The organism is Pseudomonas sp. H1_A03 (assembly GCF_054685145.1).
The window spans coordinates 4,658,262-4,675,439 of the sequence record NZ_CP162829.1 but is presented as its reverse complement, the minus strand read 5'-3'; the positions used below and the strand labels follow the sequence as shown (position 1 = coordinate 4,675,439).

Sequence of the window (17,178 nt, the reverse complement as noted above, 5' to 3'; positions counted from 1 at the left end):
TGTAGATCAGGATCAGCCCTCACGCCCATGGGCGGCGGCTGCCAATTGGCCGGTATCGACGCGCACGAAAACCGAGTCGCCCATGGCGGTGAGCACGTCACCCGCGTACACCTCGCAGATCACGCGGGTCTTGCGCCCCACGTCGCCCTCGACCCGTGCGCGCAGGGTGAGGGTGACGCCCATGGGCGTTGGCTTGATGAATTTGATGCCCAGGTTGCCGGTCACGCAGTCAATGCGGGGCAGGCTGCCGGGTTCGCGCCCCTCGGCGCGGTAGTGGTAGGCCATGGCGGTCCAGTTGGAATGGCAGTCGACCAACATGGCGATCAGGCCGCCGTAGACCAGGTCGGGCCAGCCGCTGTATTTTGCTTCGGGCATATGCTCGGCGATCAGGTGGATGCCGTCCGCGTCCCAACGGCTCTTGATATGCAGGCCGTGGGGGTTGCTGCCGCCGCAGCCGTAGCAGATGCCGTCCGGCGCGGTGAGGTCCTGAAGCGAAGGGGTGTGCATGGAGCGTCCTTATTATTCTGGGGCGACTACTCTGTTTAGCAGGACAAACGCCTGATGGGAACAAATCCCTGTTACAGCGTGTTAGCTCGGTACCTGTGTCTTTTCCTCTGCGGAGCGCTGCATGAAACGTCGAATGCCCCCGGTCGCCATACTGGTCCTGACCCTTGCTTTCTGTTCCAGCGCCCAGGCGGTGGAGTACAACGACGTCAACCGCACCGCCAGCCAGATCAGTTTTACCTATAAACAGTTGGGGCAGCGGGTGTACGGCACCTTCAGTGAGTTCGAAGGCACCTTGACGTTCGATACGCAAAAGCCGGAAGCCGGGCATGCATTGCTCAAGATCCAGCTTGCCAGCATCGACGCCGGTAGCCCGGACGCGAATGACGAGCTGCAGCGTGCGTCGTGGTTTGACACCGCGACCTATCCAGTGGGCGTTTACGAATCCACCGGCGTCGCGGTCCTGGGAGATAACCGCTTCAAGATCAGCGGCAACTTGACCATCAAAGGCACCACACGCCCGGTGGACGTCGACGTGGTGCTCAAGGAGCAAAGCGGTATCGGCGTGTTCGACGGCGAATTCATCCTCAAGCGCGGCGATTTCAAGATCGGCGAGGGCGAGTGGGCCGGCAACAGCGTGGTGTCGAATGACATCAACATCAAGTTCAAGATGGTCGCGCCGCAGCGTTAACGGGCGAACTTCTTCGCGCCCGCCACGCAGCCGATCACCGCGACCGTCACCAGCACCATGCCCAGGCTGACCTGCTCATGCAGCAAGCCCGCCGCCAATGCCAGGCCGAAAAACGGTTGCAGCAACTGCAACTGGCCGACGGCGGCAATGCCCCCCTGAGCCAGGCCGCGGTACCAAAACACAAAGCCGATCAACATACTGAACAACGCCACATAACCCAGGCTCAGCCAGGCCGACAGGCTAATGCCGCGCAAGCTTGGCGGTGCCAGGAGCAGGCTCAAGGGCACCACCACCGGCATCGCCACCACCAACGCCCAGCAGATCACCTGCCAGCCGCCCAGGCTGCGCGACAAGGTGGCGCCCTCGGCGTAACCCAGGCCGCAGACCAACACTGCCAGCAACATCAGCAAATCGCCGGCGGGTGCGGCGGTCAAACCCTGGGCGACGGCATAACCCATCACCAATACGCTGCCCAGGATCGAGAACAACCAGAACACTGGACGCGGGCGCTCACCACCGCGCAGTACGCCAAACACCGCGGTCGCGAGGGGGAGCAGGCCGATAAACACGATGGAGTGGGCCGAGGTCACGTACTGCAGCGCCAGTGCGGTCAGCAGGGGAAAGCCGATCACCACGCCAAGGGCAACGATCGCCAGGGGGACCCATTGGTGGCGCGCGGGGCGTTTCGCCTTGAACCACCACAGCAGGCACAACCCCAGGCTGGCGGCGATGGCGGCACGGATCATGGTGAGGAACACCGGGTCGAACTCCATCACGGCAAGCCGTGTGGCGGGTAAGGAACCGCTGAAAATCACCACGCCAATAAAGCCATTGATCCAGCCTTGGGTGCGGGTATCCAGGGTGCTGATGGGGGATGTGCGTTCCATGAGGAGGCGCCCGAATAATGAGGGGTTGCGTTCAGGTCATCCTAGGGGCGAGCATTAAGACAATCAAAAAATTGTCATGGATACATCCCTATGCCGCGCGCCCGCTACAAGTCGCTGGTCGACACCTTTGCCGAGAGCATCCGTTCGGGGAAAATGCCGCCGGGTACGCGCCTGCCGACGCACCGGCAACTGGCCGCCGATCATGGCCTGGCGCTGGTGACCGCGAGCCGGGTTTATACCGAGCTGGAAGCCATGGGGCTGGTCAGCGGCGAAACCGGACGCGGCACGTTTGTACGCGAGATCTCGCTGCCGCCAGGGCAGGGCAGTGGGCAGATGACGGTTGCGGCGGGCATGCTCGACCTCAATTTCAACTACCCCTCATTGCCGGGCCAGGCTGACCTGTTGCGCACGGCGTTGCGTCAGTTGGCGCTGTCCGGCGACCTTGAGGCCCTGTTGCGTTACCAGCCTCACGCAGGGCGTTTGCATGAGCGAGCTGCCGTCGCACGGCATTTACTGAACCGAGGGCTGACGGTAGAGGCCGACCAGGTGCTGCTGGTCAGCGGCGCCCAGCACGGCTTGGCGGTGACGATGATGGCGTTGCTCAAGCCGGGGGACGTGGTCGCGGTGGATGCGTTGACCTATTCGGGGTTCAAGGTGCTGGCCGAGACCCTGCACCTGGAAGTTGTCGCGATCCCGGTCACGCCCGCCGGCACAGACCTCAGCGCCTTGCAAAACCTGTGTCGCAAACGTCCGGTGCGGGCCGTGTACAGCATGCCGACCCTGCACAATCCCCTTGGCTGGGTCATGGACAGGGACCAGCGTGAGCAGTTGGTTTCCATCGCCCGGCAGCACAATCTAATGATCATTGAGGACGCGGCCTACGCGTTCCTGGTCGAAAACGCACCGCCACCCGTGGCGACCCTGGCGCCGGAGCGCACGGTGTATGTGGGCGGGCTCTCAAAAAGTGTCGCGACCGGTTTGCGCGTGGGGTATGTTGCGGCGCCAAATGACTGGGTTAAAGCACTCGAGCGCACCATCATGGCCACCACCTGGAACGTGCCCGGCGTCATGAGCGCCATTGCCGTGGCGTGGATCGAAGATGGCACGGTGGCGCAACTGGAAGCGCAAAAGCGCCGGGATGCCCAGGCGCGGCAAGCCCTGGCGGCGCAGGTGTTGAAAGGGCTGGCCTACACCAGCCATCCCTCATCGTATTTCTTGTGGTTACCCCTGCCGGAGGACGCGCGCGCCGACCAGATCGCCATGGCCTTGCAGTGCGAGAATATCTCGGTGTCCACCGCCGAGCCGTTTGCCGTCACGGCTTATGTGCCGCACGCGCTGCGCCTGGCGCTGGGTTCGGTGGACATGGCGGCGCTGCGCGAGGCATTGCTGACAGTGCGCAAGGTGGTGGAGTGGTGAGCCGGCGCACTCGGCTCACCGCTGGCCATCAGTACTTGTAAGCCTGGCGCCCGATTAGCAGCCACTTGCCTTTCTGCTTCTGCCAAACCTGGAAATTGTCGATGTCGGTGGGCACTTCAACGCCACTGTTCACGGCCAGCGCGTGGAAGTGGTTGCGCACCAGGGCGGTGTCGCCTTGCAGGGTGACGGTCTGGTTCTGCATTTCCAGGGTCTTGAAGGCGCTGGTGTGGGTTTCCAGGTCGGCGATGAATTGCGCTTTGTTCTGCACCTTGCCGCTGGAATGGCCGTAGGTGAGTTTGTCGGACGTCAGCGCATCAAGCTGCTTGAGGTCCAGGTGCAGCATGGCTTGGGTCAGTTGGTCGACCGCTTGGGCCACCTCCTTTTCCGCAGGGGCAGGCGCTGCGGCGACATAGCCGGTAAACAGGCAGAGAAAACCGATCAGTACTTTGATTTTTTGCATGTGGGGTTCCTTATTGTTGTTGGGGTAGCGGACAACACGTTACTGTTTGTGTTGTCGTACAACATTGCTCTATCCACGCTTATTTTGAAAACTAAATTTTTGATTATTTACAGAGTTCCTGCATTGCATGGGGCTTGAGGTTTCATTGTTCTTGTACGATGTCCCATCACTGATTAAGAATGGTGTCCCGTCTAACAATAAAATAACGGAGACACACGATGAATCTTCCCCCTCTGCCTGCGCGGACTGACCACAGTCGCCGCGTCTTCCTCAAGCGTTCCTTGGCGGTTTCCGCATCGGTCGCGGTGCTGGGCAACCTGCCTCACCTGGCAGAAGCCGCCGAGCCGTTGAGCCAGCGTTATCCAGACCCACTGATCAAAGTGCTCGATGACAGTTTCCTGGAGTTGCGTCTGTTCAACGCCAGTGTCGAACGGCTGGCGACAGGTTTGCGCTGGGCCGAGGGGCCGGTGTGGGTCGGCGATGGCCGCTACTTGCTGGTCAGCGATATTCCCAATAACCGTATCGTGCGCTGGGACGAAGTGACCGACAGCCTGTCGGTCTACCGCGAAAACGCTAATTTCTCCAACGGCATGTGCCGCGATCGCCAGGGCCGCTTGTTGGTGTGCGAAGGTTCGACGACCACCCGCGAGGGCCGGCGAATTACCCGCACCGAACACAACGGCAGCATCACCGTGCTGGCCGACAGCTTTGACGGCAAACCTTTCAATTCGCCCAACGATATCGTGTGCAAGCGAGATGGCTCAGTGTGGTTCAGTGACCCGCCGTTCCAAACCGGCAACAACTACGAAGGGCACAAGATCACGCCCACCCAACCCCATGGCGTCTATCGCATCGATGGCGAAAGCGGCACGGTCACGCGAGTGATCGACGACCTCAACGGGCCCAATGGCCTGTGTTTTTCACCTGATGAACAAGTCTTGTACGTAGTGGAAGGTCGGGCCAAACCCAACCGGTTGATCTGGGCCATCGATGTCAAGGACGACGGCACGCTCGGCGCCCGTCGCAAGCACATCGAAGGTTTCGACTACGCAGCGCTGGACGGCATCAAGTGTGACGAGAGCGGCAACCTGTGGTGCGGTTGGGGCGGCAATGGTGACCCCAAGGCCGACCTGGAAAAACTCGATGGCGTGCGTGTGTTCAATCCACAAGGCAAGGCCATCGGGCATATCTCGTTGCCCGAGCGCTGCCCCAACCTGTGTTTTGGCGGCCGCGAAGGCAACCGCCTGTTCATGGCCGGCAGCCATTCGATCTACGCGTTGTTCGTCAATACGCGGGACGCCGGCTTCGGCAGCTAACGTGTAAAAAAAACACGATGGGCGTCGGTTGGCAGGCGTTCATCGTGGCATTTGGCGCTATGCTGCTGGCTCCTGAGGCATCAGAGCGTCAAGCAAATGGACTTCAATTGGCACAGCGACTCCATCACCCGCAGCACCCCCGTGACGCCACACTACAAAAATACTCAAAACGTACGCCGCTTCATGCTTGAGCACTGCGGTCCGGGGTTCAAATTCGATCGTTCCTTTATGGCCTGGATTCGCAACGACCAGCCCAAGACCCTGGGCGACGTGGTGGATGAGTGGCTGCGCCGAAACGAGGATTCACGCCCATGACACCCGATGAGAAATACCAGGCCGCCCAGCAACGCCTTGGCTATCAGCTGGACGAATTCAAAATCGGCGGCAACTACACGCCGTTGGTTCGCGACGGCAACCACCTCTACATCAGTGGCCAGATCCCCCGCGTCGGCGATGCTATCGTGCTGCCGGGCAAGGTTGGGGCAAGCCTGACCGTGGCCCAGGCGCAAATCGCCGCCGGTATCAGTGCCTTGCGTTGCTTGGGGTTGCTCAAGCAGGCGTTGGGTTCGCTGGACCAGGTCAGGGCGATCCCGCGCATCACCGTGTACGTGCGCAGTGCCGAGGATTTTGATCAGCAGAGTGAAGTGGCCAACGGCGCGTCGGATTTGTTGCACGAAATTCTGGGTGCCGCCGGGGCGCACACGCGTACGTCGGTGGGGGTGATGCAGTTGCCGAAGTCGGCGGCGGTGGAGGTCGATATGATTGCGGTGGCACACGGTTGAGCGACCGATGATTACCCAGGGAATGGCGGTACTGATTAACTACGGCACGTATCTGGCGCCGGGCCTACGGCGCCAATGCATTGGAAGAAGTGTTGTTTCGCGGTTATTTGCAGGGTTATCTGGAACAGCATGTCGCGCCCTTACGCGCCGCACTGGCCAGCGGCGTGGCGTTTGCGGCTTGCCATGCGTTCCTGGCACTGAGCGTCACCCAGTTGGGCTGGCCGGTGTTGTTGTTCACGCTGGTCGAAGGGTTGGCCTGTGCGCTGGTGCGCATGCGCTACGGGGTGTTGGCGGCGACGCTGACCCATGGCACGGCAATCCTGCTGGTTGCCGTGCCTCAGATGGCTTGATGTGAAATGCAGGCGAAAATGTGGGAGCTGGCTTGCCTGCGAAAGCGCTGGATCAGTCGGCATATCTGTCACTGAAAGACCGCATTCGCGGGCAAGCCCGCTCCCACATTTTGATTGCGTTGAGTCAGTTACATCGGCGCCAACGGCGGTGTGCGCGGTGGAATCTGGCGCTTGCTGCCCGTCGCTTCATACGCCGAGGCAAACCGCAGCAGCGCCGAATCATCATAGGCGCGCCCGGCGAATGTCAGCCCTATCGGCATGCCAATATCCGCCATTACGCCCATCGGCACGGTAACGGTCGGTACGCCCAGGTGGCGGATGGCGAGGTTGCCGTTAGCCACCCAGACGCCGTTGCTCCAGGCGATATCGGCTGAGGCTTCGTTCACGTCGGCATCCGCCGGGCCCACGTCGGCCACGGTGGGGAACAGCACGGCGTCGAGGCCGAGCTTGTCCATCCAGGCTTCCAAGTCGATCCTCCGGGTTTGCTCCAATCCGCGCAGGCCGTCGGGGACGGTACTAATCTGGTCCCACGGGGTGATGCCGCGCTCGGCCATGCGCACGTATTCGTCCATGCCGGCGGCCAAGTCGTCCTCACGGTTGGGCAGGGTGCCCGGGTCGTGGGGGAAGATCTTTGGCCCGTCCACATCCGCCAAGCGGTTGAGCGCCGGGTCGTTGTTGGCGCGCAGGAAGTCGTCAAACGCCCAGGCTGACAGTTCCCACAGTTCATCGTGGAGGAATTCCTTGGACACCAGCCCCCGGGTGAACACGGTGGGTGCGCCAGGGCGGTCGCCTTCGCAGTTGGACACGAGCGGGAAATCCACATCAATCACTTCCGCGCCGGCCGCTGTCAGCGCCTGGCGCGCGTCTTGCCACAGGTCGATCACGCTGGCGCGGGTGTTGATTTTCTGCCCGGTCGGGCCACCGATCCCGGGTTTTTCGCTGGTGCCGGCGTCGGGGTCGGCGTTGATGTACATGCGCGGCACGCCAAAGCGTTTGCCCGCCAGGGATTCGGCAGGCGCCGCCAATTCAGCGTAGGAAGCAGGGCGTACCGAGGTGACGCTCGGGATCGGCACCCACGGCTGCAGGCGCCACAGGTCGCCACGGGTGTCCGGGTCTTCGGCGACCACCACGTCGAGCACTTCCAGCAGGTCGGCCATGGTGCGGGCGTAGGGCACCACCACGTCCATGGTCGGCGTGAGCGGCCAGTTGCCGCGCACCGAAATCACCCCGCGGGACGGGGTGTAGGCGCACAGGCCATTGTTGGACGCCGGGCCGCGCCCGCTCGACCAGGTTTCTTCTGCCAGGCCAAAGGCCGCAAAGCTCGCCGCCGTCGCGGTGCCAGCGCCGTTGGACGAGCCGGAGGCGAACGGCGCGGTCAGGTAATCGGCGTTATACGGGCTTTCTGCGCGGCCATACACGCCACGTTGCATCCCGCCATTGGCCATCGGCGGCATATTGGTCTTGCCCAGGCAGATGGCACCGCCGGCGCGCAGACGCTCGATGGTGAACGCATCACGTTGCGCGACCAGCTTGGCAAACGCCGGGCTGCCGGATGCCGCAGTCAGGCCCTTGACCAGGTAGCTGTCTTTGGCGGTGTAAGGAATGCCGTCCAAGGGCCCCAAGGTTTCGCCTTTGGCCCGGCGTGCATCGGACGCCTCGGCTTCTTTCAGCGCTTCGGGGTTGCGCACCACCACGGCGTTCAAGGCGGTGGCGGTCTGCGGACCGTCATAGGCATCGATTCGCGCCAGGTATGCCTGGACCAGTTCAACGGCCGTGGTCTGGCCGGACTCAAGCGCCGCGCGCAATTGGGCAATGGAGACTTCAGTAACTTGCATCACGTTTTTTTCGCCGCCTTCAAATGGGGGTATGGCGGCAGTCTACGTACAGATATTTCACAAAACCAGCGCCGCATAATCCGCATAGGCGCCGCGCATCACCTGCCACGTCGCCTCGTCAGCGGGAATCAGGTGTTCGATGCGCAGGGAGGTGAGGGTGATGTCCTGGGGCATGCCGAAGGTGGTGAAGGTGGACAAAAAGCTCAGCTCGCCCTGGGTTGAGCGCAGGCGGGTCAGCACCAGCGGTGGCAGGTGCGCGGGCAGTTCAGCGTTGGTCGGGGTTGGCAGGCTCGCCAGTAGCGCGGCCAGTTCCGGATTGCCCAGCGCCTCGCGAGTGGCACGCTGCCAGGCCAGGGTGCGGATCTCATCGGCATTGAGCATATGATCGCCGAGGCCGCCGGCTTGGAGCAGGGTGGTCAGCAGGTTCAAACCTTCAGCCGCATCGGGCGGGATACCCACCAATGCCAACAACACGCCGGTACTGGCATTCGCTGCGAGTACTTGCCACTGGCTGTCCAACAGGATCGCAGGCGCTGGGTTGTTGGCGTGCAGTACATGGCTGACCGCTTCGCGAATCGCGGCCATGGCGGGCGAGGCGAGCGGAGTGGCGGTATAGCGCGGGGCGAATCCGGCCGCAAGGAAGACGCGGTTGCACTGGTCCAACGGTGCCTCCAGCGCCGTCAGCAGGTTATGCAAGGTGACGGGGCTCGGCTTGGCGCGGCCGGTTTCGAGGCAACTGAGGTGGCGCTGGGAAACGCCGGTGATGAGCGCCAGGTCGAGTTGGCTCAGCTTGGCCTGTCGGCGTAATTGGCGCAGTTGTTCGCCGGCAGTTGAAGGGGCGTCCATGGCGTGGTCATGACCTCCGAGGTCATTGCGAAGGGCTGAACCTTATCACTAACTTAGGCCTTCATCATTCCAAGGATGCGACCATGAGACGACCCTCTATTGCCCTGGCGAGCTTGCTGGGATTTTCGTTGTACACCCTGGCGACGATGCTGACGGCGGAGCAGTCGCTGCTGGCATTTGGGCTGGAACTGATGTCGCGGCCGGACACGGCGCAGGTGGTGATAGACCTGTACTTGATGGCGGTGCTGGCGTGCGTATGGATGTACCGGGATGCGCGGCGGCGAGGACGGTCGATGGCTTCGGTGGTGCCGTACTGGGTGCTCACGGCGGTGTTTGTGTCGGTGGGGCCGTTGCTGTATCTCGTGGTGAACGGGTACCGAGATGAATGAGCTTTTGCAGGTCTACGCGCTGTGTGTGCTGGTGCTGTGCCTGAAGATGTTTGCGATTTCCTGCTATCAGGGCTTTTTTCGGATACGGGGTTTCGCATTTACCAATCGTGAGGATGCGGCGTTCTTCAATCGGGCCGTGCATTCAGAGGAGGTGCCGCAAGTCGCCAGGGCGGCCAAGGCCTGGGCGAATGACTTGGAGAACATTCCAATATTTTTCGTGTTGGGGGGACTTTGCATCGGGCTGGGAGCTACCGGCACTCTGACTGCAGGGCTGTTTGTGTGTTTTACCCTTGCCCGGGTCGCACACACGCTGATGTATCTGGCTGGCTGCCAGCCTTGGCGCACACTCGCGTATGGACTGGGCTGCATTTGCTTGTTCGGGCTGGGCGTCACGCTGAGCGCCAGATTGATGGACTTTCCCATTCACGTTTAGGATGCAGCTCCCGTTCTATCCACCAACCGGATGCTATCCCGCCCGCCACGCTTGGATTCATACAAGGTGCTGTCACCTTGCTCAATCAGCGCCGCGAGGCTGGGGGGTGGCTGGTCGAACAGGCTGGCGCCGATGCTCAGGGTCACGGGTGCAGGCGTCATGAAGGTCTGCGAGGCCAGGTGATGAAACTGTTCGCGCAGGCTGCTGCCCAGTTCGACAATCTGCTCAGTCGAGGCCGGATTCAACAGGATCACGAACTCATCCCCACCCAAACGCGCAGCCAGCGCGCCCTGAGGCATCGCGCCACGAATCAATTCGCTCAAGGCGATCAACAAGCGGTCGCCGGCGGTGTGGCCATGAAGGTCGTTGACCAATTTGAAATTGTCGATATCGATCAGCAGTAAGGCGCCGGGTTGTGCGGGCGATACCTGGGCCAGCAAGCGCGGCGCGCGCAGGTCGAGGGCGCGGCGGTTGTACAGGGCGGTCAGTGGGTCACGGGCGGCGAGGCGGGCGATCTGTTGTTCGCGGCGGTATCGCTCGGAGCCGGTCATCGACAATGCAATCAACATGATCGCCATGGCGCCTTCCACCAGGGAAATCTGGATGATCTCGCCCTTGAATGCGGCGAGGTCGATCAAGGTGCCCGGGATCAGCACCGATAACGCCTTGGCCACATAGAACGCGCCATGGATCAGCAGCACGTAGCGCAATTGCACCGCGCCGATGCTCAAGGATTTGCCATGGGGCCGCAGCAAAAAGCTGGCGCGCAGCGTCGGCAACGCCACCAACAGTGACTGCACCGCCAGCATGGCTTTGGACCATGACGGGTCCACCGGCAGCATCAGCATGCCCAGCCAGGTCAACAACATCAGCAGCCACAGCGGCGACAGGCGGGTTTGAGTAAATCGCGCCACCCCAAGTAAAAACAGGAAGTGTGCGGTCACCAGCAAGCCATTGGCGAACCAGATGCCGATTATCATAAAGCCATTGATGCGCAGCAGGGCGAGCGTGGAGCCAAGGCCGATAGTGGCGAAACCGGCGCTCCAGCACAGCAGCGACGGTTCGCGCACGCTGCGCCATTCAACGGCCAGGTACAGGGCGGCAGCGGCTGCCAGGGCAACGGAAAGTGCCAAAATCGTAGGAGGGTCGAGCGTCATGTTGCCGGGCCGCCTGGGGTGCGTTTGAAAGCGCGATTGTAAGCGTTTCCGACGCGTTTTCGGAGCCTTGCTGGCGAGTAGCTATCAGTGTGTCAAGCTGCAACCAGCGGCACCGTCACCCGAAACTCCGTACCCCACTGCGACGTTGACGTGACCTCGATCGAACCGTCATGGGCCGCCACGATCTCGGACGCGATGAAAAGCCCCAGCCCGAGGCCTTCTGCAGGGCCATGCTCAATCACCGAGCGCTGCGAAAAACGCCCCATGGGATTGAAAATGAACGGCAACACATCCTCTGGAATCGGCGCGCCTTGATTGTGAACGGTGAACACCAGGCTGCCCTCTGAAACCGCGAGCCGTACCGTGATCGGCAGGCGAGCATCGCCGTGCTGCACCGCATTACTGATGATATTGGAGAACACCTGCTCCATGCGCGCGCCGTCGAACGCCCCAAGCGCGGGCGCTGTGGTTTCATATTTGAGTTGCGCGTGGGGGTGAAACGAGCGCATTTCTTCGACGATGCGTTCGCAAATGGGGGCCAAGTCAACGTCCACCCGTTTCACGGGGATGCCGGGGCCCATCTGGCACCGGGTCAAATCCAGCAGGTCGCCGACAATCTGGCTCGCCCGTTGAACACTGGTGTAAATCTGCCCGGCGACTTTGTTGCCGCGTTCCCCGAGCTCTTCCGAACGCCGAAGTATGTCGGCGCCTAGCAGAATGGCGCCCAAGGGCGTGCGCAAATCATGGCCGAGGATACCCAGGAACACATTGCGCGAGGCTTCTACCGCCCGTGAGTAACTGGCAATGGACTCCGTGAGGGCTTGATCGATGGCTTCATGAAAGCGGTTCATGTCATCGATATCCAGCGGCGTGCCGTGTTTGACCTGCTGGAGCCACTGGCTGAGCACGCTGGTGCGCAGCGCGCGGTATTCAGACACCATCTGATCAATCGAGAAACCCGCCATCAAGCGTGTCACGGCATGGGTTTCGGCGGGGGTTTCGTCTTCGTCCTGCGGTGCGAGGCCCTGGGCCTTGTCGATTTGCTCCTGCGCGGTCTGCGTGTTGCGCAGGTCCATGGCAATGGCTCGCAGCATCTGCTCGGCATGATCACGCAGGTCTACACGGTCGAGATCAGCCCCAGGCGTCTGGATAGTGCGGGCAAAGTCCTCCCAGGCCTGAAGGATCGGCTCGAGGTTCTCAATAATGAAATCTGCCAGACGCATACGGGTGTTTCCTTGGTAGGGAGGCAAGCGTGAACGCACAGGAAGCCGCCAAACAAGGATTTAAACATGGATTGGCCTGTTCAGCTTGCGCAGGCGTTCGTGCCTGCGCATGCCGTAGACGTCAAACGCCTTTGGTTGACGGTAACAATATCGTCAGGATGCCGACTAACGGCAGGAACGAGCAGATTTTGTAGACGTATTCGATGCCGTGGCTATCGGCAAGCAACCCCAGCAACGCTGCACCAATCCCGCTGAAGCCGAACATCAGGCCGAAGAATATCCCGGCGATCATGCCCACATTGCCCGGCACCAGTTCCTGGGCAAACACCACGATGGCCGAGAACGCCGAGGCGAGCACAAAACCGATCACCACGCTCAGCACCGCCGTCCAGTACAGGTCGACGTAGGGCAGCGCGAGGGTGAACGGCGCGGCGCCGAGGATGGAGAACCAGATGACCTTCTTGCGGCCGATCTTGTCGCCAATCGGGCCGCCCGCGAAGGTACCGACGGCAACCGCACCGAGGAACAGGAACAGGTACATCTGCGAGCTGGCGACGGACAGCTGGAATTTTTCAATCAGGTAAAAGGTGAAGTAGCTGGTCAGGCTGGTCATGTAGAAGTACTTGGAAAACACCAGCGCAGCCAGCACCACCAAGGCAAAGGTCACGCGGCCTTTGGACAAGCCATGGGTGGCTTGGCCGCCTTGCTTGAGCTTGAACAGGTTGAGGTGGTTACGGTACCAGCGGCTTAAACCGTAGAGCACCAGGATCGCGAACACCGCAAACAGCCCGAACCAGGCGATATGGCCCTGGCCGTAGGGAATGATGATTGCCGCCGCGAGCAACGGGCCCAAGGCGCTGCCGGTGTTGCCGCCGACCTGGAACGTCGACTGCGCCAGGCCGTAGCGCCCGCCGGAGGCCAGGCGTGCGACGCGCGAGGTTTCCGGGTGGAAGGTCGACGAGCCGACACCGACCAAACCGGCTGCGAGCAGGATGGCCGGGAAGCTGCCGACAAACGCCAGCATCAGGATGCCGATCAGGGTGCACACCATGCCCGCTGGCAGCAGCCACGGTTTAGGGTGACGGTCGGTGTGGTAGCCGATCCACGGCTGCAGCAACGAGGCAGTCAGCTGGAAGGTCAGGGTGATCAGGCCCACTTGGGTAAACGACAGGCCGTAGTTGGCCTTGAGCATCGGGTAGATCGACGGCAGCACGGCCTGGATCAGGTCATTGATCAAATGCGCCAGGGCGCAGGCGCCAAGGACGCGCATGACCAAGGGGCTGGCCTGGGGCGCAGTGGTTGCAGCGGCGGGTGACGCAGTGAGGGTCGACATGCAGGCATTCCATTCAAGGCGGCGAACACAGGTGGCAACTTCTTAGGTGGCCATCCATTACAAAATGATTCGGGAGTTATGCTAGATTCGCTGCAAATGCCTGTCTCGCGAAATTCGGGAGGCAACTAGCGCAAAAAGGGCGAAATGATCAAATCACTGGATCTATTTTTACAGGAGATCGACGAGGGCGATTGGGCTGTCATCAGTTCGGCCACCGATTATCCGGAAAACTGGGTGATCCCCGACCACAGCCATGAGAAGCATCAACTGCTGTACGCCACCGAAGGCGTGATGGTGGTGCACTCGGCGCAGAACCAGTGGACGGTGCCGCCCAATCGCGGCTTCTGGATGCCCAGTGGGCACGTCCACTCCTTGCGTTGTGTAGGCCCGTTGAAGATGCGCAGCGTCTTTGTCCGTCCCGACAGCTTTACCAATTTGCCCACCGAAACCAAGGCCGTGAGCATTTCGCCCCTGCTGAGTGAGCTGATCAAGGCGTCGGTGAGCTTGAAACCACCGTATGCCGAGGACTCACGGGACGCGCGCATCATGCACCTGATTCTGGACGAGCTGGCACTGCTGCCGGCTTTGCCACTCTCGCTGCCGCAACCCGCCGACCCGCGCGTCCACCGGATCTGCCAGGCGTTGCAGGATGAACCGGGCGATGCCTCGACGGTGGCGGACTGGAGCGAGCGCTTGAACCTTGACCAGAAAACCATCCAGCGCCTGTTCCGCAAGGAAACCGGCATGACGTTCGGCCAGTGGCGCCAACAAGCAAGGCTGCTGCTGGCGCTGGAGCGCATTGCGGTGGGCGAAAAGGTGATCGATATCGCCCTGGAGCTGGGGTATGAAAGCCCGAGCGCGTTCACCAGCATGTTCAAGAAGCAGTTCGGCAAGACGCCCAGCCATTTTTTCAGGTAGCGCCCGGCGTTATCACTGCACGATGCCGGCTTGCACGTCCAACAGGCGAGTGAAGGTTTCGATGTCCAGGGGGCGACTGAGGAAATAGCCTTGGCCCTCTTCACAGGCCACGGCCTTGAGCAGTGCCACGTGTTCAGCCGTTTCGACGCCTTCGGCCGTTACCGTCAGTGCCAGGGCGCGGCCCAGGCCGACAATGGCCTGGATAATCGCCTTGTCATCGTCGCTTTCTTCCAGCCGGGTCAGGAAGCTGCGGTCTATCTTCAAACCGTCGAACGGGAACGTGCGCAGGTAGCTCAGGGATGAGTAACCGGTGCCGAAGTCATCCATGGCGATGCGTATGCCCAATTGTTTGAGCGTGCGCATGACCTCCAGCGCCCCGGTGGCATCTTCGAGCATGACGCTTTCGGTGATTTCCAGTTCCACGCGTGCGGGTTCGATACCCGAGGTTTTCAGGGCCTGGCGTACGCGCTCTACCAGGTTGCCACGCTTGAATTCCATAGGGGACAGGTTCACCGACACAAAAAGATGCTCTGGCCACTGGGCTGCGCTTTTACAAGCGGTTTCAAGTACCCAGTCGCTCAGGGCCAGGATCAGCCCGGACTCTTCGGCAATCGGAATAAAGGTGTCCGGCGTGATCAGGCCGCGCACCGGATGTTGCCAGCGCACCAGGGCTTCAGCGCCGACCATCTGGCCGTCGGCGATGCGATAGCGCGGCTGGAAGTGCAGGCGCAGCTCGGCATGTTTGATTGCAAAGCGCAGGTCGCTCTCCAGGCGTCGGCGTTCGATGATCCGCGCGTTCATATCGCCGGAGTAGAACCGCCAGGTATTACGGCCCGCAGCCTTTGCCTCGTACAGCGCAATATCGGCGTAACGCAGCAGTTCCGTGGCTTCGCGCGCATCGTTGGGGGCGATGGCAATGCCAATACTGGCGCTGATGAACACCTCTTGCTCGTCGATTCTGATCGTGCGCTCGATCGATTCGATCAAGCGCTTGCACAGGGCTTCGACCTCGTCTTGAGTGCCTGCATCGCTCAGGATCAGCACAAATTCATCACCGCCGACACGGGCGACCAGATCACCATGGCGCACGCAGGCGGCCAGGCGGGCCGACACTTCGTTGAGCACCCGGTCGCCGGCAGCGTGCCCGAGCAGATCGTTGACCGGTTTGAACCGATCAAGGTCCAGGCTGAGCATTACCAGGGGCTGCGTTGAGGTGGACACCTCAGCTGTTGACAGCTCCGCGCTCGACAGCGCCTTGAACTTGCCCTCCAGGAACGCTTGCAGCCGCGTGCGATTGGGCAGCCCGGTGAGGGCGTCGTGCTGAGACAAGAACTCGATGCGTCGACGGGACTCGACTTCTTCCGTCACGTCGGTGGCTGTCCCGCGAAAGCCGCCACACGGCATCTGCCGCGCTGACAGCCGTGTGCTGCGTTCCAGCCCCAGTGCATCGACGTAGCGGCACTGCACACTGATATCCGGGCGGCGTCCGGGGGTGCTGAGCCATTGCGAGAGCAGGCCGGTCTCGGTCTCGAGCAAGTCGTTCATCGTGGCACCGATCCACGCATGCCGCGCCAACCCGGTGACGCCTTCGAAGCGCTCCGACAGGTAGGTAAAGCGCCAACCGGCGTCGATTTCCCACACCCAATCTGAACTCGCCTCCACCACATCGCGAAAGCGTGCTTCGCTGGTCGCCAAGGCGTTCTGGCTGTTCTGCAGCGACGAATGGCTAGCGTCCAGGGCGAGCGCGGCCGCCGTGGTGCGGCGTGAAATGACCCAGCTCATTACGCATACCAATAACGCGGCCAGGCCAAGCAGGGGCAGGCCTACGCCCATCAAGCGCAAACCGGGTCGGGCCGGCTCCCAATGCAGGCTGCCGGCAGCGCCGTTGTCGCCGAGGGGGAACAGCAACGTCTTGCCGATTTCATCAGGGGTAGCGATGTGCAGCTTGCTCACGCCGAATTCATCGCCGATCACGGCCAGCTTGGCACTGTTGAGGATGTCGACGAAGATCAGTACCGAGGCAGGCCGGCCATCCGGTTTCACCGTAGGGTCTGTGCCGGGGGTGATGGCGGCTGCGGCCACCAGCGCGGGGCTGCCCTTAACGTTGATGAAGGCTGTGGCGGGTGTTTCGCTGTCGGCGCCTGCACGTGCTTGCTCCACAATCCCGGCAAAGGGCTGGTCGAGCCATTGCGCGAGTTCGACATCTTGCAGCTTGCCATCGACGACCGCGTAGACCGTGCGGTTGGCATCATTGACTACAAACAGGCCTTGAAAACCGAAATCTTCGAACAGCGTGGCGCCGATATTGCCGCGGACATACGCCCAATCACTGTCCACTTTAACGTGCAGGTGTTTGTAGGCATCGCTCCAGAACGCGTAGTCCTTGACCGTCACCCGCAGGGTTTTTTCCAGGGATTGCACGGCTTTACGGGTATAGAAGGCGCTTTCTGCCTGTTCGGCACGGTCCAACTCATAGGCGAGGTAAACCAGCGAATAGGCTGCCGCCGCAAAGACGACAGCCAGCAACGCCATGAACTTGAACAGTGAGGTACGTGCCAGCGAAAGGCTGGTGCGATCGGAAAGCGAGCGGACAATAGGGGCGAGGGTATTCGGCATTGTTTCCGGCAGGGCGTCACTG

At 61.6% G+C, this 17,178-nt stretch carries 17 protein-coding genes and 1 pseudogene; 9 read left to right on the top strand and 9 right to left on the bottom strand.

All coding sequences use genetic code 11. From position 1 onward, the window contains the following. Positions 1–12 precede the first annotated feature (12 nt). Positions 13–507, bottom strand: a complete 495-nt coding sequence (locus AB4O35_RS21805) for a PaaI family thioesterase (RefSeq protein ID WP_065872872.1) — start codon at positions 505–507, stop codon at positions 13–15. Positions 508–628: 121 nt separating this feature from the next. Here AB4O35_RS21805 and AB4O35_RS21800 point away from each other — a divergent pair, with 121 nt between their 5' ends. Beyond that, on the top strand, positions 629–1,195 hold the full coding sequence (locus tag AB4O35_RS21800) for a YceI family protein (RefSeq protein WP_371914448.1): 567 nt from the start codon (positions 629–631) through the stop codon (positions 1,193–1,195). Here AB4O35_RS21800 and AB4O35_RS21795 read toward each other — a convergent pair. Next, entirely contained in the window at positions 1,192–2,082 is an 891-nt protein-coding gene (locus AB4O35_RS21795; RefSeq protein WP_065880646.1) for a DMT family transporter, read from the bottom strand. The genes AB4O35_RS21800 and AB4O35_RS21795 overlap by 4 nt on opposite strands. A gap of 90 nt (positions 2,083–2,172) precedes the next feature. Here AB4O35_RS21795 and AB4O35_RS21790 point away from each other — a divergent pair, with 90 nt between their 5' ends. After that, on the top strand, positions 2,173–3,498 hold the full coding sequence (locus AB4O35_RS21790; protein ID WP_065945425.1) for an aminotransferase-like domain-containing protein: 1,326 nt from the start codon (positions 2,173–2,175) through the stop codon (positions 3,496–3,498). 28 nt (positions 3,499–3,526) lie between these two features. Here AB4O35_RS21790 and AB4O35_RS21785 read toward each other — a convergent pair whose 3' ends face one another. Beyond that, positions 3,527–3,958 (bottom strand): nuclear transport factor 2 family protein, encoded by a 432-nt coding sequence (locus AB4O35_RS21785; RefSeq protein ID WP_065880644.1) that lies wholly within the window; start codon positions 3,956–3,958, stop codon positions 3,527–3,529. Positions 3,959–4,176: 218 nt separating this feature from the next. On the opposite strand from AB4O35_RS21785, the gene AB4O35_RS21780 reads away from it, so the two are divergent. The 4 genes and pseudogenes from AB4O35_RS21780 to AB4O35_RS21765 form a co-directional block, all read left to right on the top strand. Continuing rightward, the gene (locus AB4O35_RS21780) at positions 4,177–5,274 is read left to right on the top strand and encodes an SMP-30/gluconolactonase/LRE family protein (RefSeq protein ID WP_065872877.1); all 1,098 of its coding nucleotides are present in this window, start codon (positions 4,177–4,179) and stop codon (positions 5,272–5,274) included. Between the two features lie 96 nt (positions 5,275–5,370). Then, positions 5,371–5,589 carry a DUF6434 domain-containing protein gene (locus tag AB4O35_RS21775; protein WP_065945426.1) on the top strand — a complete coding sequence of 73 codons (219 nt, stop codon included), beginning with the start codon at positions 5,371–5,373 and terminating at the stop codon, positions 5,587–5,589. Beyond that, positions 5,586–6,056: a RidA family protein gene (locus AB4O35_RS21770; RefSeq protein WP_010210112.1), complete on the top strand. Its 471-nt coding sequence runs from the start codon at positions 5,586–5,588 to the stop codon at positions 6,054–6,056. Before AB4O35_RS21775 ends, AB4O35_RS21770 begins: the two co-directional genes overlap by 4 nt. Positions 6,057–6,118: 62 nt before the next feature. Continuing rightward, positions 6,119–6,406: pseudogene (locus tag AB4O35_RS21765) on the top strand (CPBP family intramembrane glutamic endopeptidase); the annotation flags it as partial. Between the two features lie 128 nt (positions 6,407–6,534). Here the strand turns inward: AB4O35_RS21765 and AB4O35_RS21760 are convergent. Then, on the bottom strand, positions 6,535–8,244 hold the full coding sequence (locus AB4O35_RS21760; protein ID WP_083207065.1) for an amidase: 1,710 nt from the start codon (positions 8,242–8,244) through the stop codon (positions 6,535–6,537). A gap of 54 nt (positions 8,245–8,298) precedes the next feature. Then, positions 8,299–9,087, bottom strand: coding sequence for a helix-turn-helix domain-containing protein (locus AB4O35_RS21755; protein WP_065909511.1), 789 nt, complete (start codon positions 9,085–9,087; stop codon positions 8,299–8,301). Positions 9,088–9,170: 83 nt separating this feature from the next. Between AB4O35_RS21755 and AB4O35_RS21750 the strand changes: the two genes are divergently transcribed. Further along, positions 9,171–9,476: a DUF2834 domain-containing protein gene (locus AB4O35_RS21750; RefSeq protein WP_065872881.1), complete on the top strand. Its 306-nt coding sequence runs from the start codon at positions 9,171–9,173 to the stop codon at positions 9,474–9,476. Beyond that, entirely contained in the window at positions 9,469–9,909 is a 441-nt protein-coding gene (locus tag AB4O35_RS21745) for an MAPEG family protein (RefSeq protein WP_065880638.1), read from the top strand. Before AB4O35_RS21750 ends, AB4O35_RS21745 begins: the two co-directional genes overlap by 8 nt. On the opposite strand, the gene AB4O35_RS21740 is transcribed toward AB4O35_RS21745, so the two are convergent. The 3 genes from AB4O35_RS21740 to AB4O35_RS21730 form a co-directional block, all read right to left on the bottom strand. Then, complete coding sequence (locus AB4O35_RS21740) at positions 9,906–11,066, bottom strand: GGDEF domain-containing protein (protein WP_065945427.1); 1,161 nt, start codon at positions 11,064–11,066, stop codon at positions 9,906–9,908. The two genes, AB4O35_RS21745 and AB4O35_RS21740, sit on opposite strands and share 4 nt — an antisense overlap. Positions 11,067–11,158: 92 nt before the next feature. Beyond that, positions 11,159–12,289 (bottom strand): sensor histidine kinase, encoded by a 1,131-nt coding sequence (locus tag AB4O35_RS21735; RefSeq protein WP_065872884.1) that lies wholly within the window; start codon positions 12,287–12,289, stop codon positions 11,159–11,161. Between the two features lie 121 nt (positions 12,290–12,410). Further along, positions 12,411–13,622, bottom strand: coding sequence for an MFS transporter (locus AB4O35_RS21730; protein ID WP_065880636.1), 1,212 nt, complete (start codon positions 13,620–13,622; stop codon positions 12,411–12,413). Between the two features lie 144 nt (positions 13,623–13,766). Here AB4O35_RS21730 and AB4O35_RS21725 point away from each other — a divergent pair, with 144 nt between their 5' ends. Then, complete coding sequence (locus AB4O35_RS21725) at positions 13,767–14,540, top strand: AraC family transcriptional regulator (protein WP_065909505.1); 774 nt, start codon at positions 13,767–13,769, stop codon at positions 14,538–14,540. Between the two features lie 12 nt (positions 14,541–14,552). Here AB4O35_RS21725 and AB4O35_RS21720 read toward each other — a convergent pair whose 3' ends face one another. Next, complete coding sequence (locus AB4O35_RS21720) at positions 14,553–17,156, bottom strand: bifunctional diguanylate cyclase/phosphodiesterase (protein ID WP_065872887.1); 2,604 nt, start codon at positions 17,154–17,156, stop codon at positions 14,553–14,555. Positions 17,157–17,178: the final 22 nt, after the last annotated feature.

What these genes read in the sequence shown, in the direction of transcription:
- AB4O35_RS21755 (WP_065909511.1), bottom strand. Translation starts at nt 9,087, where the DNA reads ATGGACGCCCCTTCAACTGCCGGCGAACAACTGCGCCAATTACGCCGA.
- AB4O35_RS21790 (WP_065945425.1), top strand. Translation starts at nt 2,173, where the DNA reads ATGCCGCGCGCCCGCTACAAGTCGCTGGTCGACACCTTTGCCGAGAGC.
- AB4O35_RS21775 (WP_065945426.1), top strand. Translation starts at nt 5,371, where the DNA reads ATGGACTTCAATTGGCACAGCGACTCCATCACCCGCAGCACCCCCGTG.
- AB4O35_RS21780 (WP_065872877.1), top strand. Translation starts at nt 4,177, where the DNA reads ATGAATCTTCCCCCTCTGCCTGCGCGGACTGACCACAGTCGCCGCGTC.
- AB4O35_RS21785 (WP_065880644.1), bottom strand. Translation starts at nt 3,958, where the DNA reads ATGCAAAAAATCAAAGTACTGATCGGTTTTCTCTGCCTGTTTACCGGC.
- AB4O35_RS21740 (WP_065945427.1), bottom strand. Translation starts at nt 11,066, where the DNA reads ATGACGCTCGACCCTCCTACGATTTTGGCACTTTCCGTTGCCCTGGCA.
- AB4O35_RS21800 (WP_371914448.1), top strand. Translation starts at nt 629, where the DNA reads ATGAAACGTCGAATGCCCCCGGTCGCCATACTGGTCCTGACCCTTGCT.
- AB4O35_RS21805 (WP_065872872.1), bottom strand. Translation starts at nt 507, where the DNA reads ATGCACACCCCTTCGCTTCAGGACCTCACCGCGCCGGACGGCATCTGC.
- AB4O35_RS21720 (WP_065872887.1), bottom strand. Translation starts at nt 17,156, where the DNA reads ATGCCGAATACCCTCGCCCCTATTGTCCGCTCGCTTTCCGATCGCACC.
- AB4O35_RS21735 (WP_065872884.1), bottom strand. Translation starts at nt 12,289, where the DNA reads ATGCGTCTGGCAGATTTCATTATTGAGAACCTCGAGCCGATCCTTCAG.
- AB4O35_RS21745 (WP_065880638.1), top strand. Translation starts at nt 9,469, where the DNA reads ATGAATGAGCTTTTGCAGGTCTACGCGCTGTGTGTGCTGGTGCTGTGC.
- AB4O35_RS21750 (WP_065872881.1), top strand. Translation starts at nt 9,171, where the DNA reads ATGAGACGACCCTCTATTGCCCTGGCGAGCTTGCTGGGATTTTCGTTG.
- AB4O35_RS21795 (WP_065880646.1), bottom strand. Translation starts at nt 2,082, where the DNA reads ATGGAACGCACATCCCCCATCAGCACCCTGGATACCCGCACCCAAGGC.
- AB4O35_RS21725 (WP_065909505.1), top strand. Translation starts at nt 13,767, where the DNA reads ATGATCAAATCACTGGATCTATTTTTACAGGAGATCGACGAGGGCGAT.
- AB4O35_RS21770 (WP_010210112.1), top strand. Translation starts at nt 5,586, where the DNA reads ATGACACCCGATGAGAAATACCAGGCCGCCCAGCAACGCCTTGGCTAT.
- AB4O35_RS21730 (WP_065880636.1), bottom strand. Translation starts at nt 13,622, where the DNA reads ATGTCGACCCTCACTGCGTCACCCGCCGCTGCAACCACTGCGCCCCAG.